The organism is Streptomyces sp. NPDC032126 (genome assembly GCF_055580085.1).
This window is the reverse complement of record NZ_JBVIMA010000006.1, coordinates 151,021-173,208: the sequence shown is the minus strand read 5'-3', so window position 1 is coordinate 173,208 and position 22,188 is coordinate 151,021. Positions and strand designations below refer to the sequence as shown.

Genomic DNA, 22,188 nt, shown 5'->3' with positions numbered 1-22,188 from the left:
CCTGCTCACGCTCCCGTGGCGACGAGGACGGCGGCGACCGCGAGGACGACGGTGCCGGCGAGCAGCGCGCTCACATAGGTCTGCACATTGCCGGTCTGGGCGCGGCGTACGGCCGCTCCGAGCCAGCGGGGTAGGGCGCCCGCACCGCGTACGTACGTCTCGACGACCTCCCGGTCGAGGAACTGCACGAGCGAGGCGCCGGCCCGGACCGGGCGGACGAACAGCGCCGAGTACACGGCGTCCAGGTGGAAGCCGACGGCCGCGTGCCGGTGCAGGGGGCCGAGGAGCAGGCGTCCGGGGTCGGCCGGGTCGGGGGCGTGGGCGAGGCTGCCGTACACGGGTTCGTGACTGGCGATGGCCTCGGCCTCGACCAGGGCGGCGTCGCCCTCGGGGTGCGCGGCGACCGCGCCCATCGGGAAGCGGGCGGCGACGGCGGTGAGGCGGCGCCAGGCGGCGTAGGTGAGCAGGCCGCCGACCAGCGCGAGGCCCGTTCCGAGGACGGACGTGGTGAGGGTCGGGGCGAGGTCGCCGTCGTCGAACCAGTCGGGCAGCGTGCGGTAGGTGAGCCCACCGAGCGCGAGGGACGGCACGGCGAGCACCCACAGCACGGCGGTCATGGTCAGCGGCTGGCGGCCGTGGTCCGGCGCCTCGGCGCCACGACCCCGGAAGGCCAGCAGCCACAGGCGCGTCGCGTAGGCGGCGGTGAGCAGGGCGGTGACGAGTCCCGCGACCAGGACGATCCAGCCCGTGGCGGCGGGGGCGTGCTCGGTGTGGCCGGAGGCGACGTGCTCGGCGGCGCCGAGGACGGACTCCTTGGAGAAGAAGCCGCTGAAGGGCGGGATCGCGGCGAGCGCGAGGAGCGCCACGGTCATCGTCCAGTAGGCGTCGGGGACCCGGTCGCGCAGATGGCTCATGCGGGACATGGCGGCCAGCGAATTGGTGCCGGCGGCGTGGATGATCGCGCCAGCGGCGAGGAACAGCAGGGCCTTGAAGGCGCCGTGGGACAGGAGGTGGAAGACGGCGGCGCCGCGGTCGCCGACCGCGAGGGCGCCGGTCATGTAGCCGAGCTGGCCGATCGTCGAGTAGGCGAGAACGCGCTTGATGTCGTCCTGGGCGAGGGCGGCCAGGCCGGAGCCGGTCATCGTGACCGCGGCCATCACGGCGAGGACGACCAGCGCCGCGGCGGAGGACGCGAAGACCGGGAGGAGCCGGGCGATGAAGTAGACACCGGCGGCGACCATCGTCGCGGCGTGGATCAGCGCGGAGACGGGCGTGGGGCCGGCCATCGCGTCGGGGAGCCAGGTGTGCAGCGGGAACTGCGCCGACTTGCCGGCCACGCCCGCGAGGAGCAGCAGGGCGATCAGGGTCGGGTGGTCGAGTCCGCCGTGGGCGACCGTGTCGAGCACCTTGGTGATCCGGAAGGACCCGGCGTCGGTGGCGAGGGCGAACAGGCCGATGAGGAAGGGGACGTCGCCGAGCTTGGTGACCAGGAAGGCCTTGATGGAGGCGGCGCGCGCCTCCGGGGTCTCCCAGTAGTGGCCGACCAGGAAGTAGGAGCAGATGCCCATGACTTCCCAGCCGACCAGCAGCACGATCAGGTCGCCGGAGTAGACGACGAGGAGCATCGCGGAGGTGAACAGGGAGACGAGGGCGGCATAGGAGGGGTATCGCGGGTCGTCGCGCAGATAGCCCGTCGAGTAGATCTGCACGCAGGTGGCGACCAGGCCGACGAGGACGGCGACGAGGGCGGCGAATCCGTCGATGTACAGGGCCAGTTCGATCGGGATCGAGCCGGTCGGGGTGAGTTCGGTGGCCGCGCCGACGGCCGCGTCCCCGCCTTGGCGCACGGCGACGACGACGGCCAGGACGAGGGCGGCGAGCGTCGGCAGGACGGCGAGGGGGCGGGTGAGGCCGGGCACGGTGCGGCCCAGGAGCAGGCCGGCGACCGCGCCGAGGAACGGCAGGAGGGGGACGAGGACGGCGAGGGTGGTCGTGGTCACGCGGTGGCCTCAGCCTTCTCGGCGTCCGTCTCGGTCGCGGGGGTGTCGGTCTCGTGGCCCTCGGCGGTGTCGCGGAGCTTGTCGATGTCCGAGGTGCCGCGGTTGCGGTACACGGCGAGCACGATCGCCAGGCCGATGCCGATCTCGGCGGCGGCGATGGCGATGGTGAACAGGGTCAGGGCCTGCCCGGAGTGCAGGGTCTCCTCGGCGGTCCTGCTGAGCCAGACGTCGAAGGCGACCAGGTTGAGGTTGACGGCGTTGAGCATCAGCTCGACCGACATCAGGACCAGGATCGCGTTGCGTCGGGCGAGGACACCGTAGAGGCCGGTGCAGAAGAGGAGGGCGGCGAGGACGGCGGGATAGGCGAGGTGCATCAGCGGGCGCCTTCCTGCTCGGAGCCGTGACCGGAACGCTGCTCGGAACCCTGACCGGAACTCTCTGTGACGAGTTGGGAACTCTCGGCGACACCCTGGGCGTTCATGGGGGGAGAGCTCGAAACCGCCTTCGCTTTGCGGGACAGGACGATCGCCCCGACCAGGGCCGCGAGGAGGAGGACGGAGAGGGCCTCGAAGGGGAGGACCCAGTTCTGGAAGAGGCTCGCGCCGGTGACCTTCGTGGAGCCGGCGGCCGGGCCGTCCAGGTCGATCCAGGTGGTGCGGAAGGCGTCGACGACCACCCAGACCAGGGCGGCCGCGGCGGCGACGGCGACCGTGAGGGCGGCCCAGCGGTTGCCGGAGTCGGCGTCCGGGGAGCGGCCGATGGGGGCCCTGGTGAGCATCAGACCGAAGAGAAGGAGGACGACGACGGAGCCCACATAGATGAGGACCTGCACCCAGGCGATGAACTCGGCCGTCAGCAGCAGGTATTCGACGGCGAGGCCACCGAGGGTCACCACGAGCCAGAGGGCCGCGTGCACCAGCTGCCGGGTGGTGACGGTGACGAGGGCGGCGCCGAAGGTGACCAGGCCGACGAGGAGGAAGGCGATCTCGACACCGGTCGGGGAGAGGAAGCCGTGCGGCGCTTGGGCGAGGGTCACGACTCTCCTCCCTCGGGGCCGGTGGGCTCGGCCTGGGCGGCGGCCAGCTTCTCCGCCGTCTTGCGGGCGGCGGCGATCTCCTTCGGCTCCTCGGCGGAGGGGTCGAGGGCCGGCGGGGCCGGGACGGTCCACATCCACTCGCGCAGCTTGTCGCGCTCGTGGGTGAGGTCGTGGATGTCGGTCTCGGCGTACTCGAACTCCGGGGACCAGAACAGCGCGTCGAAAGGACAGACCTCGATGCAGATACCGCAGTACATGCACAGGGAGAAGTCGATGGCGAAGCGGTCGAGGACATTACGGCTGCGTTCGCGGCCGCCGGGGGTCGCCGCCGGGATCGTCTCCTTGTGGGAGTCGATGTAGATGCACCAGTCGGGGCACTCACGGGCGCAGAGCATGCACACCGTGCAGTTCTCCTCGAACAGGCCGATCACTCCGCGGGTGCGGGGCGGGAGGTCGGGCTGGGCGTCCGGGTACTGCTCGGTGACGTGCTTGCGCGTCATCGTGCGGAGGGTGACGGCCAGGCCCTTGGCGAGGCCGGCGCCGGGGATGCGCGGCCGGGTGGGCGGGAGCGGCTCGGCCATGGCTACTGGATCACCACCTTGACGATGCCGGTGAGGGCGATCTGAGCGAGAGAGAGGGGGACGAGGAGGGTCCAGGAGAGTTTCTGGAGCTGGTCCTCGCGCAGGCGGGGATAGGTCACGCGCAGCCAGATGACGATGAAGGCGAGGACGGCCGCCTTCAGCAGGGTCCACACCCAGCCGAGGCCGTCGGCGCCCCAGGGGCCGTGCCAGCCGCCCAGGAAGAGGACGGTGGTCAGGCCGCACAGGACGACGATTCCGGCGTATTCGGCGAGGAGGAAGAGGGCGAAGCGGAGGCCGGTGTACTCGGTGTAGGCGCCGAAGATGATCTCCGAGTCGGCGACGGGCATGTCGAAGGGAGGGCGCTGGAGTTCGGCGAGGCCGGCGACGAAGAAGACGACCGCGCCGGTGATCTGCCAGGGCAGCCACCACCACTCGAAGGCGTCCAGGATGCCGGGCAGGGAGACCGTGCCGGCGGCCATCGCCACGGAGGCGGCGGCGAGGAGCATCGGGAGTTCGTAGGCGAGGAGCTGGGCGGCGGTGCGGAGGCCGCCGAGGAGGGAGAACTTGTTGGCGGAGGCCCAGCCGGCCATGAGGGAGCCGAGCACGCCGACGCCCATCACCGCGAGGACGAAGAAGACGCCCGCGTCCAGGAGCTGGCCGACGGCGCCCTCGCTGGGGCCGATAGGGATGGCGAGGAGGACGAGCAGATACGGGAGGAGGGCCACGGCGGGGGCGAGCTGGAAGATACGGCGGTCCGCGCCCGCGGGGACGACGTCCTCCTTCTGCGCGAACTTCACGCCGTCGGCGATCAGCTGGGCCCAGCCGTGGAAGCCGCCGGCGTACATCGGGCCGAGGCGGCCCTGCATGTGGGCCATCACCTTGTGCTCGGTCTGACCGATGATCAGAGGGAAGGTGAGGAAGACACCGAAGACGATCAGGAGTCGCAGGGCGACGTCGAGAGCGTCATTCACCGCTGGCCTCCTGGGGGGTTCTCGGGGGTGTCGGGCTTTTCGGGGGTGGCGGACTCTTCTGCCGTGCCGGGCTCTTCGGGCGTGGCGGACTCTTCGGGGGTGGCGGACTCTTCAGGGGTGGCGGGAGCCTGCGGGGCGTCCGGAGCCGTGGTTCCGGGGGTAGATCCGGGTGCTGGCTCGGGCGCTTCGGGTTCCTGGTGGTCCCCGGGCTGGTCGGCCTGCTGGGGTCGCTCGGCTCGGCTTCTGGGCTCGGGGTCGGGCTCGTCGAAGGCGGGGCGGGCGTGGTGCCAGGGGGCGTCGGTGCTGCGGGGTGCGGTGGAGGGACGGGTCGCCGGTGCTTGCGCACGCTGGGAGGCGGAGCCTCCGGAGGCGCTGCGCGTACGACGACCGGCCGCCGGAGCACCGGGGGCGCCTGCGGTATCCGGGGCACCCGGCGCGGCGCTCCCAGCATCCGGCGCACCCGGAGCCCCCAGCGCACCCTCCGGCGTACTGGTCCGGGCCTCGCTCGGGGCAGCCGTTGCGGCGTCGGTTTGTTCGGTCGCCGCTGCCGAGCGCTGAGTCGCCGAGCCCTCGCTCGCGCTTCGCGCCCGACGCGCCGGTGTGACCGGGGCCGTCGGGGTTTCCGTCGGTGCGGCCGACTCGGCGGGTGCCGGGGCGGTCTGGCTGGCCGAACCCTGCGCCGCGGTGCGGGTGCGGCGGGGCGCAGGGCGGGGCTCCTGCGGCTCGGCGGGCGGGGGCGTCGCCGCCGTCTGGCTCGCCGAGCCCTCCGCCGCGGTGCGGGTGCGGCGGGGTGGGCGGTCCGCCGCTGCTCCGGTGGACGCGCCCGCCGCGCCGGCGCGGGGGGTGCGGGCGGGGCGGGTCGGGGCCGGGGGGAGTTGGCCCTTCAGGGGGCCCCATTCGTTCGGGTCGGGGACGCCTGGGGGGAGCATCTGGCGGCGCTTCGGGCCGCCGTGGTCGGATTCGCCGGGTTCCTTTGCGCCGGGCCAGGCCTTGGCCACGCGGGAGGCCAGGACGAAGTCCTTGCGCAGGGGGTGGCCCTCGAAGGTCTCCGGGAGGAGGAGGTGATGCAGCGACGGGTGGCCCTCGAAGGTCACGCCGAACATCTCGTGGGTCTCGCGTTCGTGCCAGGCCGCGCCGGCGTAGACGCCGACGGCGGAGGGCAGGCTCGGGGAGTCGTGCGGGACCGTCGTACGGACGAGGAGGCGGCGCACCGGGGACAGGGCGACCACGTGGGCCGAGACGCGGAAGCCGACGCCCGGTTCGTCGACCGCGCTCAGCCAGTCGAAGTAGGTGCAGGTCAGGGTGGAGCGGGCCGTCGTCAGCGCGGTCAGCCACTGGGCCGCTGGGACGTCGACGGTGAGGACCTCGTACGACTCCTCGGCCGTGGCCTGGGGGCCGAAGAGTTCCTCGACCGGGGCCGGGAGCCAGCCGACGGTGGTCATCGCGTCTCCCCCTGCGTCTCCCCGGCCGTCTCCCCGTTCGTCTCCCCGTTCGTCCTGCTCTGGGTCCCGTCGGCCGGCTCCCCCGCCGTCGTCCCGGCCGTCGCCCCGGCCGTCCCGCCGCGCGCCGCTCCCTCGGCGGGAGTCGGTGGCTGAACCAGGCCGCTCTGCAGGGCCGCCGGTGAGGGGCGGCCCGGGGTGGAGCCGTTGGCGTAGCGGTCGCCGAGGGATTCGCGGGCGATCTTCTCCTGGAGTTTCAGGATGCCCTGGAGGAGGGCCTCGGGGCGCGGCGGGCAGCCGGGGACGTAGACGTCGACCGGGATGATCTGGTCGACGCCCTTGGTGACCGAGTAGGAGTCCCAGTAGGGGCCGCCGCAGTTGCTGCACGCGCCGAAGGAGATGACGTACTTGGGCTCGGGCATCTGCTCGTACAGGCGCTTCACGGCCGGCGCCATCTTGTCCGTGACCGTGCCCGAGACCACCATCAGGTCCGCCTGGCGGGGGCCCGGGGCGAAGGGGATGACGCCGAGGCGGATGAAGTCGTGGCGGGCCATGGACGCGGCGATGAATTCGATGGCGCAGCAGGCGAGGCCGAAGTTGAAGACCCAGAGGGAGTAGCGGCGGCCCCAGTTCAGCACGACCTTCATCGGCTCGGGGGCGAGCCGGGCGAGGGCGCCCAACCGCTTCGGTTCGGGAAGCAGGACGGGCTCCGGGGCAGACGGGTTCACCTCCATGCCAGAACGCCCTTCTTGTATGCGTAGAGCAGTCCCACGGCCAGGAAGCCGAGGAAGATGAACATCTCGACGAGGGTGGTCGCGCCGTAGCCGGGGGCGGCGAAGACCGTGGCCCAGGGGAACAGGAAGATCGAGTCGACCGCGAAGATCACGTAGAGGAACGCGTAGACGTAGTAGCGGACCTGGGTGTGGGCCCAGCCCTCGCCGACCGGGTCGACGCCGCACTCGTACGTCAGGAGTTTCTCGGGGGTGGGGACGACGGGGCGGAGCAGGCGGCCCGCGCCGAAGGCGACGGCGACGAAGAGCACGCCGACGAGTGCGAGCAGCCCGACGACGGAGTACGACTGGAAGTAGTCCGCAGCGACGACGACCGTCGGGTCGCTCACCACTTCGCGCAGCGTCTGCGACAACGCCTGTCCCTCGCTCCCTGGCCTCGACACTGATGACGACGACGACAGTGTTCGACGATCTGTACGCACGCGAGTCTAGGGCCTGCTAAAGGGAGCGTAAGCAGCCCGTCACGGCTTGAGATGCGGGGGTGGGGTTTTCCCCCGTGACAGGTGGGCAGCAACCTCATGGCGCCGCGGCGCGCCGCGCGGCACGCTAGCGCATATGACCGCATCCCAGCTCGCCCCGCGCCGCAGCCCCGCGGGGGACGACGACCCGCTGCCTCCGCCCCGTTTCGCCTACGACACGCGGACGTGGCTGGAGATCGTGCACCTCCTGGCGAATCTGCCGATGGCGCTGATCGGCTTCACCTATGTGATGACGGTGATGTTCACCGGCGCCACGCTCTCCCTGACGGTGATCGGCCTGCCGTTGCTCGCGTTGGGGCTGATGGGCGCGCGGCTGTTGGGCCAGTTGGAGCGGGCGCGGGCGCGGGCGCTGCTGGGGCTGCGGATCGACGAGCCGAGCCCGTTGCCGTTGCGCAGGGCGAGCGGGTTGCAGTGGCTGTGGCTGATGCTGAAGGACTCGGTGGGCTGGCGGACGATCCTCTACGACTTCGTGCGGCTGCCCTGGGGCATCCTCACCTTCACGGTCACGCTGACCTCGCTGTTCGTGCTCTGGCCGGTGCTGCCGTTCCTGGCCCGGGGTCTGGCCAACGCGGACCGGGCGATGGTGCGCGGGCTGCTGTCCCCGTCGGACGAGCTGGAGCGCCGTATCGCCGAACTGGAGTCCGACCGGGGGGTCGTGGTCGACACGGCGGCCGCCGATCTGCGGCGCATCGAGCGCGATCTGCACGACGGGGCGCAGGCGCGGCTGGTCAATCTGGCCATGGGGCTGGGTCTGGCGAAGGAGAAGCTGCTGGAGGATCCCGACTCGGCGGCGGTGATGGTGGAGGAGGCGCACGGCGAGGTGAAGCTCGCGCTGCAGGAGCTGCGCGATCTCGCCCGCGGGATCCACCCGGCCGTGCTCACGGACCGCGGCCTGGACGCGGCGCTGTCGTCGGTCGCCTCGCGCTGCACGGTGCCGGTGAAGGTGACGACCGACCTGGTGTCGAGGCCGGCCGCCGCCATCGAGGGCATCGCCTACTTCACCGTGTCCGAGCTGCTGCAGAACATCAGCAAGCACAGCGGGGCGCGGTCGGCGTCCGTGGACGTGTGGCGGTCGGAGGACCGGCTGCTCATCCAGGTGTGGGACGACGGCCGCGGCGGGGCGCGCCTCGACGGGGGCAGCGGCATGCGTGGTCTCGCGGACCGTCTCGGCGCCGTCGACGGCTTGTTCGTCGTGGACTCGCCTCCCGGTGGTCCCACGACGGTGACGGCGGAGCTTCCGTGGCGGGACCGGGCGGAGCCGTAGCCCGGAGCCGTACGGGTGGGGGGTGGGGATATCCCCCGGTCCAAGACGCCGACGGACTCCATGGCCCGTAGGGGCCGCCCCCGGGAGGCTGGAGGTACGACAGGAGCCGGACCACGAGCAGAAACGGACGACGGCGATGACGACGGAGTACGGACACCAGCATCACCGGCCGGTGTATGAGTCCGCCGGTGAGCGCCGGCACCGTGTGCCCACCGGGCTGCGGGCGCCGTTCGAGGCGCGGGCCTGGCGGGAGCTGACCTTTGTGCTGCTGAGCCTGCCGATCGGTGTGGTGCTGTTCAGCTACGCGGTGACGATGGTGGCGCTGGGCGCCGGTCTGCTGGTGACATTCCTCGGGATCCCGGTGCTGGCGGCCGGACTGGCCGGCTGCCGGGGCTTCGGGGCGCTGGAGCGGGCGCGGGCGCGCGGGCTGCTGGGCCTTGAGGTGGACGCGCCGGAGCCGCTGCGGGCGCGCGGGAACGGTCCGATGGCGTGGATGGGCGCGGTGCTCAGGAGCGGGGCGTCGTGGCGGCATCTGCTGTACGCGGTGCTCCAGCTGCCGTGGGCGGTGTTCTCGTTCAGCGTGGCGGTGACCTTCTGGGCGACCGGCTGGTCGCTGCTGACGTATCCGCTGTGGTTCTGGCTCTTCCCCATGTACGGCGGCCAGGGCGGCCTCCAGCTGTACGGCGACGAGCAGCACAGCGTGTATCTGGACAACCCCTTCGAGATCACCGTGACCGCGCTGGTGGGGCTGCTGTTCACGCTGGCCACGCCGTGGATCGTGCGGGCGCTCACCACGGTGGACCGGGTCCTGGTGCATGGGCTGCTCGGGCCGTCGCGGCTGGCGTCGCGGGTGGTGGAGCTGGAGTCGGACCGGGGCGTCGTGGTGGACGCGGCGGCGGCCGATCTGCGGCGCATCGAGCGGGACCTGCACGACGGGGCGCAGGCGCGGCTGGTGGCGCTGGCGATGGATCTGGGGCTGGCGAAGGAGAAGGTGCGGGAGGATCCGCGGGCGGCGGCGGTGATGGTGGAGGAGGCGCACGGTGAGGTGAAGACGGCGTTGCAGGAGCTGCGGGATCTCGCCCGCGGGATCCATCCGGCGGTGCTGACCGACCGGGGTCTGGACGCGGCGCTCTCGGCGGTCGCCTCGCGCTGCACGGTGCCGGTGCGGGTGGAGGTGGACCTCGGGGAGCGGCCGGCGCCGGCGATCGAGGGCATCGCCTACTTCACGGTGTCCGAGCTGCTGCAGAACATCAGCAAGCACAGCGGGGCCCGGTCCGCGTCGGTGGACGTGTGGCGCGTCGAGGGGGACGGGCCCGCCGGGAACTCCGGCGAGGGTGGGGACCGGCTGATGCTCCAGGTCGTCGACGACGGGGTGGGCGGCGCGGACGCCTCGGCCGGTTCGGGCCTCGCGGGCCTCGCGAGCCGCCTCCAGGCGGTCGACGGCATCCTGCTGGTCGACTCCCCCACGGGCGGCCCGACCCGGATCACGGCGGAACTGCCGTGGCGCGCGACGGGGGCGTGAGACGCAAACGCGGCGGGGCATGAGGGGCATGACAGGGCGGCGCGCCAACCCCTCACCAAAGCCGCCCCGCACCCCTCACCCAACCCTCGCTGAAGCCGCCCCGCACCCCTCACCAACCCCCCGCCAAAGCCCCCCTGCACCCCCGCTGAAGCCCCCCTGCATCCCCGCTGAACTCCCGCTGAAGCCGCCCTGCAAGCCCCCACCCTGCGAAGTTCCCATCACGCCTGTGAGAAACGCTGGGGGCGACCCCTAGGTACTCCCTAATCCCGTTGTCCCGGCCCACCTTGCTGCTCAATGCTGGAATGCTGGACATACCGAGAGTCGGGGTCGGGGAGCCAAGGGATCGTGGAGGACAGGGTGCGGGTGGTCATCGCCGAGGATTCGGTGCTGCTGCGGGAGGGCCTGACCCGGTTGCTGACCGACCGCGGGCACGAGGTGGTCGCCGGGGTCGGCGACGCCGAGGCCCTCGTCAAGACCATCACCGAGCTGCACGCGGAGGGCGCCCTGCCCGACGTGGTCGTGGCGGACGTACGCATGCCGCCGACGCACACGGACGAGGGCGTGCGCGCCGCCGTCCAGCTGCGCAGGGCGCATCCCGGTCTCGGGGTACTCGTTCTGTCGCAGTACGTGGAGGAGCGCTACGCCACCGAGCTGCTCGCCGGCTCCAGCCGCGGCGTGGGCTACCTGCTCAAGGACCGGGTGGCCGAGGTGCGGGAGTTCGTGGACGCGGTCGTGCGGGTGGCCGAGGGCGGTACGGCCCTGGACCCGGAGGTCGTCGCCCAGCTGCTCGGCCGCAGCCGCAAGCAGGACGTGCTCGCGGGGCTCACCCCGCGGGAGCGGGAGGTGCTGGGGCTGATGGCGGAGGGCCGGACCAACTCGGCGATCGCCAAGCAGCTGGTGGTGAGCGACGGCGCGGTCGAGAAGCACGTCAGCAACATCTTCCTCAAACTGGGCCTGTCCCCCAGCGAGGGAGATCACCGAAGGGTGCTGGCCGTGCTGACCTACCTGAACTCGTGAACGAAATCATGACGAAGACTCTTACCGACGTAGGGTTGATTTTGGGAGGGTTCGTGACCGGACCGCTCCCCGACAGCCGCCTCGAGGGAGGTCCAGTTCAGTGACCAGTCAGGTCAGCAGCCCAGCGGAGCAGGCCGACGGAACCGACGGAGCCGTCGTAGGAGAGCAGCGCAAACCGGGCGGGACGAAGGACGTACGGCGTCTCGACCGGGTGATCATCAGGTTCGCCGGTGACTCGGGTGACGGTATGCAGCTCACCGGTGACCGGTTCACCTCGGAGACGGCGTCGTTCGGCAACGACCTGTCGACGCTGCCCAACTTCCCGGCCGAGATCCGTGCCCCCGCGGGCACCCTTCCGGGCGTCTCCTCGTTCCAGCTGCACTTCGCCGACCACGACATCCTCACGCCGGGCGACGCGCCGAACGTCCTGGTGGCGATGAATCCGGCGGCGCTGAAGGCCAACATCGGCGATCTGCCGCGCGGCGCGGAGATCATCGTCAACACGGACGAGTTCACCAAGCGGGCGATGCAGAAGGTGGGGTACGAGGCGTCGCCGCTGGAGGACGGCTCGCTCGACGGCTACCAGCTCCACCCGGTGCCGCTGACCACCCTGACGGTGGAGGCCCTGAAGGACTTCGACCTCACCCGCAAGGAGGCCGAGCGCAGCAAGAACATGTTCGCGCTCGGCCTCTTGTCGTGGATGTACCACCGGCCGACGGAGGGCACGGAGAAGTTCCTGACGTCGAAGTTCGCGAAGAAGCCGGACATCGCGGCGGCCAACATCGCCGCGTTCCGCGCGGGCTGGAACTTCGGCGAGACGACCGAGGACTTCGCGGTGTCCTACGAGGTCGCCCCGGCGGGCGCGGGCGCCTTCGCCGTGGGCACGTACCGGAACATCTCCGGGAACCTCGCCCTGGCGTACGGCCTGATCACCGCCTCCCGGCAGGCCGATCTGCCGCTGTTCCTCGGCTCGTACCCGATCACCCCGGCCTCGGACATCCTGCACGAGCTGAGCAAGCACAAGAACTTCGGTGTGCGCACGTTCCAGGCCGAGGACGAGATCGCGGGCATCGGCGCGGCGCTGGGCGCGGCGTTCGGCGGCTCGCTCGCGGTGACCACGACGTCCGGCCCGGGTGTGGCGCTGAAGTCGGAGACGATCGGCCTCGCGGTCTCGCTGGAGCTGCCGCTGCTGGTGGTCGACATCCAGCGCGGCGGTCCGTCGACGGGTCTGCCGACCAAGACCGAGCAGGCCGACCTGCTCCAGGCGATGTACGGCCGCAACGGCGAGGCGCCGGTCCCGGTGATCGCCCCGAAGACCCCGGCGGACTGTTTCGACGCGGCGCTGGAGGCGGCCCGGATCGCGCTGACGTACCGCACGCCGGTGATGCTGCTGAGCGACGGCTATCTGGCGAACGGCTCGGAGCCCTGGCGGATCCCCGAGGTGGACGAGCTGCCGGATCTGACGACGCAGTTCGCGCAGGGTCCGAACCACACGCTGGAGGACGGCACCGAGGTCTTCTGGCCGTACAAGCGCGACCCGCAGACCCTGGCCCGGCCCTGGGCGATCCCGGGCACGCCGGGTCTGGAGCACCGCATCGGCGGCATCGAGAAGCAGGACGGCACGGGCAACATCTCCTACGACCCGGCCAACCACGACTTCATGGTCCGCACCCGCCAGGCCAAGATCGACGGCATCGAGGTGCCCGACCTGGAGGTCGACGACCCGCACGGCGCGAAGACCCTGGTCCTGGGCTGGGGGTCGACGTACGGGCCGATCACGGCGGCGGTACGGCGGCTGCGGCGGGCCGGCACCCCCATCGCGCAGGCGCATCTGCGCCACCTCAATCCCTTCCCGCGCAATCTCGGCGCGGTGCTGCGAGGGTACGACCGTGTGGTGATCCCCGAGATGAACCTCGGTCAGCTCGCCACACTGATCCGGGCGAGGTACCTGGTCGACGCCCACTCGTACAACCAGGTCAACGGCATGCCGTTCAAGGCGGAACAGCTCGCCGCGGCGCTGAAGGAGGCCATCGATGGCTGACACGTCCAGGGAAGGCACGGGCACGATCGAGGCGCTCTCGCTCGTCCCCAAGGCCGAGGCCAGGCAGTCCATGAAGGACTTCAAGTCCGATCAGGAAGTGCGCTGGTGCCCCGGCTGCGGGGACTACGCGATCCTCGCCGCCGTCCAGGGCTTCATGCCCGAGCTGGGGCTGGCCCGCGAGAACGTCGTCTTCGTCTCGGGCATCGGCTGCTCGTCCCGCTTCCCGTACTACATGAACACGTACGGCATGCACTCCATCCACGGCCGGGCGCCGGCGATCGCGACGGGCCTGGCCACCTCGCGGCGCGATCTGAGCGTCTGGGTGGTGACCGGTGACGGTGACGCGCTGTCGATCGGCGGCAACCACCTCATCCACGCCCTGCGCCGCAACGTCAACCTCAAGATCCTGCTGTTCAACAACCGGATCTACGGTCTGACGAAGGGCCAGTACTCGCCGACGTCCGAGGTCGGCAAGATCACGAAGTCGACGCCGATGGGCTCTCTGGACGCCCCGTTCAACCCGGTGTCGCTGGCGGTCGGCGCGGAGGCGTCCTTCGTGGCCCGCACGATCGACTCCGACCGCAAGCATCTCACCGAGGTGCTGCGCCAGGCGGCGGCCCACCCGGGCACGGCGCTGGTCGAGATCTACCAGAACTGCAACATCTTCAACGACGGCGCGTTCGAGGTGCTCAAGGACCGGGATTCGGCTCAGGAGGCGGTGATCCGGCTGGAGCACGGGCAGCCGATCCGCTTCGGTGCCGACGACGCGCGGGGGGTCGTACGGGACCGGGTGACCGGGGATCTGAAGGTGGTCGACGTGACGGCGGAGAACGAGGCGGAGATCCTGGTCCACGACGCGCACGCGGCGTCGCCGACCACCGCGTTCGCGCTGTCGCGGCTGGCCGACCCGGACACGCTGCACCACACCCCGATCGGCGTCTTCCGCAGCGTCGAGCGGCCGGTCTACGACACGCTCATGGCCGACCAGCTCGACACGGCCATCGAACAGCACGGCAAGGGCGACCTGGCGGCACTGCTGGCGGGCGGCGACACGTGGACGGTGGTCGGCTGAACCGGCGGCCGCTCGTCGGTCACGAGGCCCGGGACTGGATTTCCCGGGCCTCGTCGTAGGCGAGGCGGGCCTTCTCCACGTCCGACATGCGCTGCTCGGTCCATGCCGCGAGGGCCCGCACCTGCTGGGCCGCCTCGCGGCCGAGGTCGGTGAGGGAGTAGTCCACGCGGGGCGGGATGACGGGCTTGGCGTCGCGGTGGACGAGCCCGTCGCGCTCCAGGGTCTGAAGGGTCTGGGTGAGCATCTTCTCGCTGACGCCCCGGCCGAAGCCGCTGACCGCCCGCCGCAGCTCGCTGAAGCGGTAGGAGCGGTCGAGAAGCGCGATCAGGACGAGGACGCCCCAGCGGCTGGTGAGGTGCTCCAGGACGAGGCGGTAGGGGCACAGGGCCTCGGCCTCGCCGGGCGCGGAGCCCTGATACTGCTGCTTACTTACGGCCATGCCAGTACCTTACTTCAAAGTGGGTACTTTCGCTCAGTTAGTGCCTCTCCTATGGTTAGCGCATACGCACGGTTAGTCCATACGCATGGTTAGTGCCTACGCGCCCCACAGGGAGTTCTGAATCATGAGCATCGTCGTCACCGGAGCCACCGGACACCTCGGCCGCCACGTCGTGGAGCAGCTGCTGGAGAAGGTCCCCGCGGAGCAGATCACGGCCGTCGTGCGCGACCAGGCGAAGGCGGCGGACTTCGCGGCGCGCGGCGTGAAGCTCGCGATCGCCGACTACAACACCCCCGAGACCTTCGACGGCGTCTTCGCCGCGGGCGACAAGGTGCTGCTCATCTCCGGCAACGAGTTCGACAAGGGCCGCCCGGGCCAGCACCAGGTGGTCATCGACGCGGCGAAGGCGGCCGGCGTGGCGCTGCTGGCGTACACCAGCGCCCCGGGCTCGCTGACCGCCGCGCTGGCCGACGACCACCGGGCCACCGAGCGCGCGCTGCTCGCCTCCGGCCTGCCCTACACGCTGCTGCGCAACGGCTGGTACCACGAGAACTACACCGAGAACCTCGCCCCGGTGCTGGAGCACAACGCGGTCGTCGCCGCCGCGGGCGAGGGCCGCGTCTCCTCCGCCTCCCGCGCCGACTACGCGGCCGCCGCGGTCGCCGTACTGACCGGTGAGGGCCACGAGAACCAGACGTACGAGCTGGGCGGCGACGCGGCGTGGAGCTTCGCCGAGTACGCGGCCGAGCTGAGCGCGCAGACCGGCAAGGAGATCGCCTACAACCCGGTCGACGGCGACACCCTGAAGGGCATCCTGACCGGCGCCGGCCTGCCCGAGCCCTTCGCCGCGATCCTCGCCGGCGTCGACGCGTCCATCGAGAAGGGCGAGCTGGTCGTGACCTCCGGTGACCTCTCCCGCCTGGCGGGCCGCCCGACGTCCCCGATCTCCGAGGCGATCACCGCCGCGCTCAAGGGCTGAACTCCCCCGTCCGGGCCCTGAGCGCCCCCACCCCCGACTGTCATGACCGTATGGCGATACGGACATGACAGCCGGGGGTGCCCGGCGTTACCTTCGAGCCACGCGTGTGCGCGTGGGCCGCGAGAAGGAGGAACCGGTGGGCGGGACGACCAAGGGCGAGGCACGGATAGGTCTGCTGAACGGCTTCGCCGCCTACGGCATGTGGGGGCTGTTCCCCCTCTTCTTCCCCCTCCTCAAGCCCGCCGGGCCGTTCGAGGTGCTGGCCCACCGGATGGTGTGGTCCCTCGTCGTCGTCGCCCTCGCGCTGGTCTTCCTGCGGCGCTGGGCCTGGGCCGGTGAGCTGCTGCGACAGCCCCGCCGACTGGCGCTCGTCGCGGTCGCCGCGGCCGTCATCTCCGTCAACTGGGGCGTCTACATCTGGGCCGTGAACAACGGCCGGGTCGTCGAGGCGTCCCTCGGCTACTTCATCAACCCGCTCGTCACCATCGCGATGGGCGTGCTGATCCTCAAGGAGCGGCTGCGGCCCGCGCAGTGGGCGGCGGTCGGCGTCGGCCTCGCCGCGGTCCTCGTCCTGACCATCGGCTACGGCCGCCCGCCGTGGATCTCCCTGATCCTCGCCTTCTCCTTCGCGACCTACGGGCTGGTCAAGAAGAAGGTCAACCTCGGGGGCGTCGAGTCCCTCACCGCCGAGACCGCGATCCAGTTCCTGCCCGCGCTCGGCTACCTCCTGTGGCTCACCGCCCAGGGCCACTCCACCTTCACCACGCAGGGCGCGGGCCACTCGGCACTGCTGGCGGCGACCGGCCTCGTGACGGCCCTCCCGCTGGTCTGCTTCGGCGCCGCCGCGATCCGCGTGCCGCTCTCCACGCTGGGCCTGCTCCAGTACCTCGCGCCGGTCTTCCAGTTCCTGCTGGGCGTCGTGTACTTCGGCGAGGAGATGCCGGCGGAACGCTGGGCCGGCTTCGCCCTGGTGTGGCTGGCCCTGGTCCTCCTCACGGCGGACGCCCTGAGGACATCCCGCCGGACGAGGCTGACGCTGGCGGAGGCGGAGGGCACGAAGGCAGTGGCAGCGCTGACGCAACCGCGCCAGACACCGACTGCGGCTTCGGCTTCGGCTTCGGCGACGGACGGGGTGGACGTACAGGCGTAGCCCGCGCCACGCGGGATTCGGCGAACTCCCCCAGCCCCGCCGGGCACACCTCCTACAGTGGGCCTCGAGCAGGACGATCCACTGTGGCGGGAGTGGTCGCATGGCGGGGGATGCCGCGGCGGAGCGCCGGGCCGTGGAGGCGCGGATCGCCACAGCGCTGGCCCGGATGACCGGCCCGGGCGACGCGGGCGGCGCGCCACCGGCGTACGTACGACGGCACGCGGTGGAGCACGCGGCGGCGGGCGGCGTGCTGGACGAGCGGTTCCTGTCGTGGGAGTTCCTGCCGTACGTGGACGCGGGGCGGTTACGGGCGGTGTCCGCCGCCGGAACGTTCGACGCGGCGTCGCTGCGGAAGCCGGCGCGGGATCTGCTCAGGGTGTGGCGGCTCGCGGCGCACGCGTGGGACTGGGACGCGCCGCGCGACAACGCGACGACGCTGTGGGCGTACGCACGGTCCGCGGGGATGCCGGGCGAGCCGGAGCCCCGCGGCGACTGGCGCATGCTCTGGGCGGACTGGCCGCTGGAGGAGGGGGAGCCGGTCACCCGGCAGATGAGCGTGGCCACCGGGCTGGTGCTGCCCGACGGAAACGCGCTCGTCGTCACCGTCGACGTCGCCGCCGACAGCACCGCGCTGTGCGTGTGGGACCTGGCCACGGGGCTGGCGTCGGGAGAACCCGTTCCGATCCCCTCCACCAGCTACAAGATCGCCGCCCTCACGCTCCGCGACGGCCGCGTCCTCGCTGTCACCGGCGGCGACGACAACGTGGTCAGGGCGTGGGACCTGGCCACCGGTCAGCCCATCGGTGAGTACATGACCGGCCATGCCGACGGCATCGCCGCCGTCGCCGCCCTGGTCCTTCCCGACGGGCGGGCCCTCGCCGTCACGGGCGGCACCGACGGCACGGTCCGCCTGTGGGACCTTCTCGCGGGTGAGCCCGTCGGAACGCCCCTGACCGGACACGACCGCGAGGTGCTCGTGGCGTCCGCGACCTTGCTGCCCGGCGGCCAGGCCCTCGCCGTCACCGGCGGCACCGACGGTACGGTCCGGATCTGGGACCTGCCCTCGGGCCGACTCCTCGCCGCACCGACCGGCCACAGCGGGCCGGTCGGCACCATCGACACCTTGACGCTGCCCGACGGACGCACGGTGGCCGTCACCGGCAGCGAGGACAGGACGGTGCGGCTGTGGAGCCTGCCGTCCGGCCGGGCCGTCGGCGAGGGGCCCCTCGTCCATGACACGCAGATCACAGCCCTGGCCGGTATGACGACATCGGACGGCCGGGCCCTCGTCGTCGTCGGCGAGGACAGCGGTGCGTTGCGGCTGTGGGACGTGGCCGCGCATCAGCCCACCGACCGCCTCCTGGCCCGCCTCGCCATGGTGGCGTCGGCGACCGCCTTGGTGCTGCCGAACGGGCGCGCCCTCGCCGTCACCGGCGGGTTCGACGTACGGGTGTGGGACCTGGCGACGGGCAGCCCCGTCGCAGAACCGCAGGTCGACGTCAGCGACTTCGTCAACGCTGTCACCGCTCTCGCCCTGCCCGACGGTCGCATCCTGGGCTTCTCCAGCACCGACGACGAAGACACGGTGCGGGTGACGGACCTCGCGACGTTCCGGGTCGTCGACGGGGTTCTGCCCGCCGAAGCCCACCGAGCCGTCTCGCTCTCCGCTGTCGTGCTCCCCGACGGCAGGGGCGTCCTCCTCCACGACAGCAGGGACTCGACCGTCCCGGTGTGGGATGTGCGCACCGGTGAAGGCACCCGCTTGGTGGGCCACACCTCCAGAACCGTCAACGCGGTGCACGCCCTGGTGCTCCCCGACGGCCGGGCCCTCGCCGTCGCCGGCGACGCCGGGGGCACCGTCGGCGTGTGGGACCTCATGACGGGCGACCCGGTCGGGGGGCCGCTGACCGGCCCCGTGGGCAACGTCAGCACGGTGTCCGCGGTGCCCTCGTCCGACGGGCGCGTCCTCGTCCTCGCCAGCGACGACAGGACGATCGTGACCTGGGATCTGGCGACGGGCCGCCGCGTCGGCACTGCCCCGTCCCGGACCGTAGATGTCATCACGCCGCTGGCCGCGGCCATGCTGCCGGACGGCCGCGGCGTGGCCATCACCGGCCGGGACCTGAACGCCGTGGTGTGGGACCCCGCGACGGGCGACCTGGTCGGAGATCCGCTGATCGGCCACACGAGCTTCGTGACCGCGACCGCCGTGGCACAGGCGCCCGACGGCCGTGTCCTCATCGTCACCGGAAGCTTCGCGGGCGACGTACGGGTGTGGGACCTGGCCACCCGTCGCCCCGTGTCCGGCGTCCTGCGGGTGCCGGGGCCGGTGGGCGACGTGGCCCCGATCGTGACGGGCACGGAACTGACGTTGTTCATCGGGGGCCGCGGTCTGCTGATGGCCTCCCTGCGCCTTGATATCTGATCGACCGGTTGGTCCCGACACCTCGGGGGTATCGATGACACTCATCCTGGGCATCCACGGAATCGCCCAGCATCAGCTCGGCCGCAAGCAGTTGCTCGCGAGCTGGGGTCCCGCGCTGGAGGACGGAGTGGAGGCGGCCGCCGAGACTCCGGTCGGGGAGCTGCCGTTCGGGCTCGCCTACTATGGGCGGCTGTTCCTCGAAGACGCCCACGGCGCCGACACCCCCGCACGCCCCACCAAGGGCCTTCGCAGCAAGGATCTGTCCGATCTCGCCGATCTCTCCGATCTGGCCGAGGACGAGCTGGCCGGCCTCGTGGACGCCGCCGCCGAGGCGGCCGGCGACGACGCCCTGCGGGCGGCGGAGCGGGCCGGGGTCAAGGGCTACACCCGCGTCCCGAGGGCACTCCAGCATGTCTGCCGCGCGCTGGACTGGCGGTTCGGCCCCGGCGCCGCCCTGCTGTTCGTCGGCTCCTTCCGCCAGGTCCGCCGCTATCTGCGCGACCGCCGGCTCAAGGCGGCCGTGGACGGCGTCGTCGACGCCGCGCTGACCTCCGGCACCCGGGTCCTGATCGGGCACTCCCTCGGCTCGGTGGTCGCCTTCGAGTGCGTACGGCGCCATCCCGCGCACCGGCTGGATCTGCTGCTGACGCTGGGCTCACCGCTCGGGGCGCGGTTCGTACGGGCCATGCTGCCCGACCCCGCCCATGGCTCGGCGGGGCTGCCGGCGAACGTCGGCGCCTGGGTGAACGTACGGGATCCGCACGACCCGGTGACCTTCGCGGGCGATCTGGCACGGTACTGGCCCGGGGTGAAGGACGAGCCCGTCGACAACGGGGGCGACGCCCACGCGGCCCCCCGCTATCTCGGCAAGCGGCAGACCGGCGACGCGCTGCTCGCCGCGCTGCCGGAGCTGGCCCGGTGAGCGAGGAGATCCGGCGGCGGCACTTCGTCGCCATCGCCACCGGCGAGTACGACGACCCCGAGTTCAAGCCTCTCGCCGTCGACGCCGAGGTGCGGGCGCTGGCCGACTGGCTGTGCGCGCCGGACCTGGGGACGCCGCCCTTCGTCCACGCCCATCCCGAGCTGGCCGCGAACCCGACCAAACAGCAGGTGCGCGACGCCCTGGAGGATCCCCCGCCGCGACGCCGCTGGCGCGAGGCGGACGCCGCGGTCGTCTTCGTCACCGGGCACGGCGTCACCCGGGACGGCGCTCACTGGACCGTGTTGCGGGCCAGCGAGTCGGACCGGCTGGCCGCGACCGCGCTGCGCACGGTCGACCTGATCGGATGGCTGAAGGACACCCGGATCCGCCATCTGCTGATGATCCTGGACCAGTGCTTCGCCGGGGCGACCCTGCGCGAGGTGGCCGCCTTCGAGAAGGATCTGCCGGACACCTGGCTGGTGCTGCCCAGCGCCACCCGGGACCAGGAGGCCGTGGAGGGCGCGTTGACCGGCGCGGTGACGGAGTTCCTCGCGGAGCTGCGCTCACGGGAGGGCGAGCAGTACGCGGGGCGTCGCGCCCCGCTGCTGGACGTACGGGTGTTCCTGGAGGGCGTGGCCGCCAGACTCGGTCCCGGACGGCGGCTGATCCCGCTGCCCGGGGGCCGGGTCTCCGGTCCCCACCCGTGCCTGCCCAACCCGCACTACCGTCCGTCGGACACCGCCCCCGTCGAGGCCCGGCGCAGTGATCTTGCGCTGCCCCGGCAGGACCTGGAGACACACTGGGAGCCGCGGTCCCGGGGGGTGGGCCGCGTGGAGGACGCCGGGTGGCTGTTCACCGGCCGTGAGCGGCTGCTGCGGGACCTGATCGCCGCGTCGGCCGGTCCGGCGGCGGCCACCGTGGTCACCGGTGGCGCGGGCAGCGGCAAGTCGGCCGCGCTGGCCTGGCTGGTGACCTTCAGCGACCCGGTGTTCCGCGCCCGCCACCACGACAAGCTCGCCGCCGTCGCCCCGGAGCTGCGGCCCGCCGAGGGAGCGGTGGACGCCGCGGTGCTGGCCACGGGCAAGACCGCCGCCGACATCATCGCGCAGCTCGCCGCCGCGCTCGGTGTGCCGGCACCCGCGACGTCGGGAGCCGCCTCCTCGGCGGCGGAGTGGATCGACGCCTGGCAGCGCTGGCTCGCCACCCGCGACACGCCCGTCACCGTCGTGGTGGACGCGCTCGACGAGGCCGACCGCCCCGCCACCGTGCTGACCACAGTGCTGGCCCGGCTCGATCCCGGCCGGGACCGGGTGCGGCTGCTGGTGGGCGTGCGCTCCCCCGGCGGCGACGACGGCACGTCGCCCGCCGGGCGGCCCGCCCGGGGCATCCCCCTCGCGGACCAGGCGGAACGGACCCTCGCGGCCCACCGGATCCGCGTCGACGAGGCACCCTGGTGGGACCGGCGCGACCTCGGCGAGTACGCCGTCCGGATCCTGACGGGCACGCCGGGCAGCCCCTACGTCCCGGCGGCGCCCGAACTGGCCCGTGCCGTCGCGGAGGCGCTGGCGGCGCGGGCCGGCACCTCGTTCCTGATCACCCGGATCGCCGCAGCCAACCTCGCCCGTCGCCCCGCCGTCGTCGACCCGGGCGACCGCTCCTGGCTCACGGCCGTCGACGACGGTGTGCTCGGGGTGTTCCGCGCCGACCTGCACACGCACCGGCAGGATCCCGAGGACCGGCTCAAGGCGGTCCATCTGCTGCGGGCGGTCGCCTTCGCCCGCGGCCGCGGCATCCCGTGGCGCCGCATCTGGCCCGCCTTCGCCAACGCCGTCGCCGACGACCCCGACCGCTCCTACGGCGACACCGACATCGCCGACCTGCTCGGCTCACCGCTGGGCGGCTACCTCACCGCGGACACCGCCGACGGCACCACCGTCTACCGCCTCTTCCACGACGCTCTCGGCGCCACCCTCCGCGACCACTGGCAGGACCTCCTGGCGACCCCGCACCCGACGGCCCACTGACCCCCGCCGGACGGCTTGACCCCCGGCCGCCCGATC

The 22,188-nt window shown here is 72.2% G+C and carries 19 protein-coding genes; 10 read left to right on the top strand and 9 right to left on the bottom strand.

Annotated elements, in window-relative coordinates:
- Nucleotides 1–5: 5 nt before the first annotated feature.
- From ACZ5NW_RS23165 to ACZ5NW_RS23130, 8 genes are read right to left on the bottom strand one after another with little or no spacing between them, the layout of a single operon-like run.
- Nucleotides 6–2,000, bottom strand: coding sequence for an NADH-quinone oxidoreductase subunit 5 family protein (locus tag ACZ5NW_RS23165; RefSeq protein WP_468745797.1), 1,995 nt, complete (start codon nucleotides 1,998–2,000; stop codon nucleotides 6–8).
- The gene (gene nuoK, locus ACZ5NW_RS23160; RefSeq protein WP_468745796.1) at nucleotides 1,997–2,374 is read right to left on the bottom strand and encodes an NADH-quinone oxidoreductase subunit NuoK; all 378 of its coding nucleotides are present in this window, start codon (nucleotides 2,372–2,374) and stop codon (nucleotides 1,997–1,999) included. The genes ACZ5NW_RS23165 and nuoK overlap by 4 nt, the downstream gene beginning before the upstream one ends.
- Entirely contained in the window at nucleotides 2,374–3,036 is a 663-nt protein-coding gene (locus tag ACZ5NW_RS23155) for an NADH-quinone oxidoreductase subunit J family protein (RefSeq protein WP_468745795.1), read from the bottom strand. Before ACZ5NW_RS23155 ends, nuoK begins: the two co-directional genes overlap by 1 nt.
- Nucleotides 3,033–3,617 carry a NuoI/complex I 23 kDa subunit family protein gene (locus ACZ5NW_RS23150; protein WP_468745794.1) on the bottom strand — a complete coding sequence of 195 codons (585 nt, stop codon included), beginning with the start codon at nucleotides 3,615–3,617 and terminating at the stop codon, nucleotides 3,033–3,035. Before ACZ5NW_RS23150 ends, ACZ5NW_RS23155 begins: the two co-directional genes overlap by 4 nt.
- A 2-nt stretch (nucleotides 3,618–3,619) precedes the next feature.
- On the bottom strand, nucleotides 3,620–4,588 hold the full coding sequence (locus tag ACZ5NW_RS23145) for a complex I subunit 1/NuoH family protein (protein ID WP_468745793.1): 969 nt from the start codon (nucleotides 4,586–4,588) through the stop codon (nucleotides 3,620–3,622).
- Nucleotides 4,585–6,030 (bottom strand): NADH-quinone oxidoreductase subunit C, encoded by a 1,446-nt coding sequence (locus ACZ5NW_RS23140; RefSeq protein ID WP_468745792.1) that lies wholly within the window; start codon nucleotides 6,028–6,030, stop codon nucleotides 4,585–4,587. Before ACZ5NW_RS23140 ends, ACZ5NW_RS23145 begins: the two co-directional genes overlap by 4 nt.
- Nucleotides 6,027–6,761 (bottom strand): NADH-quinone oxidoreductase subunit B, encoded by a 735-nt coding sequence (locus tag ACZ5NW_RS23135; protein ID WP_468745791.1) that lies wholly within the window; start codon nucleotides 6,759–6,761, stop codon nucleotides 6,027–6,029. The genes ACZ5NW_RS23140 and ACZ5NW_RS23135 overlap by 4 nt, the downstream gene beginning before the upstream one ends.
- Entirely contained in the window at nucleotides 6,752–7,171 is a 420-nt protein-coding gene (locus tag ACZ5NW_RS23130; protein ID WP_468745790.1) for an NADH-quinone oxidoreductase subunit A, read from the bottom strand. Before ACZ5NW_RS23130 ends, ACZ5NW_RS23135 begins: the two co-directional genes overlap by 10 nt.
- Before the next feature lie 202 nt (nucleotides 7,172–7,373).
- Here ACZ5NW_RS23130 and ACZ5NW_RS23125 point away from each other — a divergent pair, with 202 nt between their 5' ends.
- The 5 genes from ACZ5NW_RS23125 (at nucleotide 7,374) to ACZ5NW_RS23105 (ending at nucleotide 14,213) form a co-directional block, all read left to right on the top strand.
- Nucleotides 7,374–8,561 (top strand): sensor histidine kinase, encoded by a 1,188-nt coding sequence (locus ACZ5NW_RS23125; RefSeq protein WP_468745789.1) that lies wholly within the window; start codon nucleotides 7,374–7,376, stop codon nucleotides 8,559–8,561.
- A 136-nt stretch (nucleotides 8,562–8,697) separates the two neighbouring features.
- The gene (locus ACZ5NW_RS23120; RefSeq protein ID WP_468745788.1) at nucleotides 8,698–10,083 is read left to right on the top strand and encodes a sensor histidine kinase; all 1,386 of its coding nucleotides are present in this window, start codon (nucleotides 8,698–8,700) and stop codon (nucleotides 10,081–10,083) included.
- Between the two features lie 345 nt (nucleotides 10,084–10,428).
- Nucleotides 10,429–11,100 carry a LuxR C-terminal-related transcriptional regulator gene (locus ACZ5NW_RS23115; protein WP_468745787.1) on the top strand — a complete coding sequence of 224 codons (672 nt, stop codon included), beginning with the start codon at nucleotides 10,429–10,431 and terminating at the stop codon, nucleotides 11,098–11,100.
- Nucleotides 11,101–11,200: 100 nt separating this feature from the next.
- Entirely contained in the window at nucleotides 11,201–13,141 is a 1,941-nt protein-coding gene (locus ACZ5NW_RS23110) for a 2-oxoacid:acceptor oxidoreductase subunit alpha (RefSeq protein WP_468745786.1), read from the top strand.
- Entirely contained in the window at nucleotides 13,134–14,213 is a 1,080-nt protein-coding gene (locus tag ACZ5NW_RS23105; RefSeq protein ID WP_468745785.1) for a 2-oxoacid:ferredoxin oxidoreductase subunit beta, read from the top strand. The genes ACZ5NW_RS23110 and ACZ5NW_RS23105 overlap by 8 nt, the downstream gene beginning before the upstream one ends.
- A gap of 19 nt (nucleotides 14,214–14,232) precedes the next feature.
- On the opposite strand, the gene ACZ5NW_RS23100 is transcribed toward ACZ5NW_RS23105, so the two are convergent.
- The gene (locus tag ACZ5NW_RS23100; protein WP_468745784.1) at nucleotides 14,233–14,652 is read right to left on the bottom strand and encodes a winged helix-turn-helix transcriptional regulator; all 420 of its coding nucleotides are present in this window, start codon (nucleotides 14,650–14,652) and stop codon (nucleotides 14,233–14,235) included.
- 124 nt (nucleotides 14,653–14,776) lie between these two features.
- Between ACZ5NW_RS23100 and ACZ5NW_RS23095 the strand changes: the two genes are divergently transcribed.
- From ACZ5NW_RS23095 to ACZ5NW_RS23075, 5 genes are all read left to right on the top strand, one after another.
- The gene (locus ACZ5NW_RS23095) at nucleotides 14,777–15,631 is read left to right on the top strand and encodes an SDR family oxidoreductase (protein WP_468745783.1); all 855 of its coding nucleotides are present in this window, start codon (nucleotides 14,777–14,779) and stop codon (nucleotides 15,629–15,631) included.
- 199 nt (nucleotides 15,632–15,830) lie between these two features.
- Nucleotides 15,831–16,781, top strand: a complete 951-nt coding sequence (gene rarD / locus ACZ5NW_RS23090) for an EamA family transporter RarD (protein WP_468746162.1) — start codon at nucleotides 15,831–15,833, stop codon at nucleotides 16,779–16,781.
- A 100-nt stretch (nucleotides 16,782–16,881) separates the two neighbouring features.
- The gene (locus ACZ5NW_RS23085) at nucleotides 16,882–19,206 is read left to right on the top strand and encodes a WD40 repeat domain-containing protein (protein WP_468745782.1); all 2,325 of its coding nucleotides are present in this window, start codon (nucleotides 16,882–16,884) and stop codon (nucleotides 19,204–19,206) included.
- Nucleotides 19,207–19,240: 34 nt separating this feature from the next.
- Nucleotides 19,241–20,128, top strand: coding sequence for a hypothetical protein (locus ACZ5NW_RS23080; RefSeq protein ID WP_468745781.1), 888 nt, complete (start codon nucleotides 19,241–19,243; stop codon nucleotides 20,126–20,128).
- Nucleotides 20,125–22,152, top strand: a complete 2,028-nt coding sequence (locus tag ACZ5NW_RS23075; RefSeq protein WP_468745780.1) for an AAA family ATPase — start codon at nucleotides 20,125–20,127, stop codon at nucleotides 22,150–22,152. The genes ACZ5NW_RS23080 and ACZ5NW_RS23075 overlap by 4 nt, the downstream gene beginning before the upstream one ends.
- Nucleotides 22,153–22,188: the final 36 nt, after the last annotated feature.

Bases quoted from the DNA above. Each gene is read 5' to 3' on its own strand.
- nuoK (WP_468745796.1), bottom strand. From the start codon at position 2,374: ATGCACCTCGCCTATCCCGCCGTCCTCGCCGCCCTCCTCTTCTGCACC.
- ACZ5NW_RS23150 (WP_468745794.1), bottom strand. From the start codon at position 3,617: ATGGCCGAGCCGCTCCCGCCCACCCGGCCGCGCATCCCCGGCGCCGGC.
- ACZ5NW_RS23140 (WP_468745792.1), bottom strand. From the start codon at position 6,030: ATGACCACCGTCGGCTGGCTCCCGGCCCCGGTCGAGGAACTCTTCGGC.
- ACZ5NW_RS23135 (WP_468745791.1), bottom strand. From the start codon at position 6,761: ATGGAGGTGAACCCGTCTGCCCCGGAGCCCGTCCTGCTTCCCGAACCG.
- ACZ5NW_RS23125 (WP_468745789.1), top strand. From the start codon at position 7,374: ATGACCGCATCCCAGCTCGCCCCGCGCCGCAGCCCCGCGGGGGACGAC.
- ACZ5NW_RS23120 (WP_468745788.1), top strand. From the start codon at position 8,698: ATGACGACGGAGTACGGACACCAGCATCACCGGCCGGTGTATGAGTCC.
- ACZ5NW_RS23105 (WP_468745785.1), top strand. From the start codon at position 13,134: ATGGCTGACACGTCCAGGGAAGGCACGGGCACGATCGAGGCGCTCTCG.
- ACZ5NW_RS23100 (WP_468745784.1), bottom strand. From the start codon at position 14,652: ATGGCCGTAAGTAAGCAGCAGTATCAGGGCTCCGCGCCCGGCGAGGCC.
- ACZ5NW_RS23095 (WP_468745783.1), top strand. From the start codon at position 14,777: ATGAGCATCGTCGTCACCGGAGCCACCGGACACCTCGGCCGCCACGTC.
- rarD (WP_468746162.1), top strand. From the start codon at position 15,831: ATGTGGGGGCTGTTCCCCCTCTTCTTCCCCCTCCTCAAGCCCGCCGGG.
- ACZ5NW_RS23085 (WP_468745782.1), top strand. From the start codon at position 16,882: ATGGCGGGGGATGCCGCGGCGGAGCGCCGGGCCGTGGAGGCGCGGATC.
- ACZ5NW_RS23080 (WP_468745781.1), top strand. From the start codon at position 19,241: ATGACACTCATCCTGGGCATCCACGGAATCGCCCAGCATCAGCTCGGC.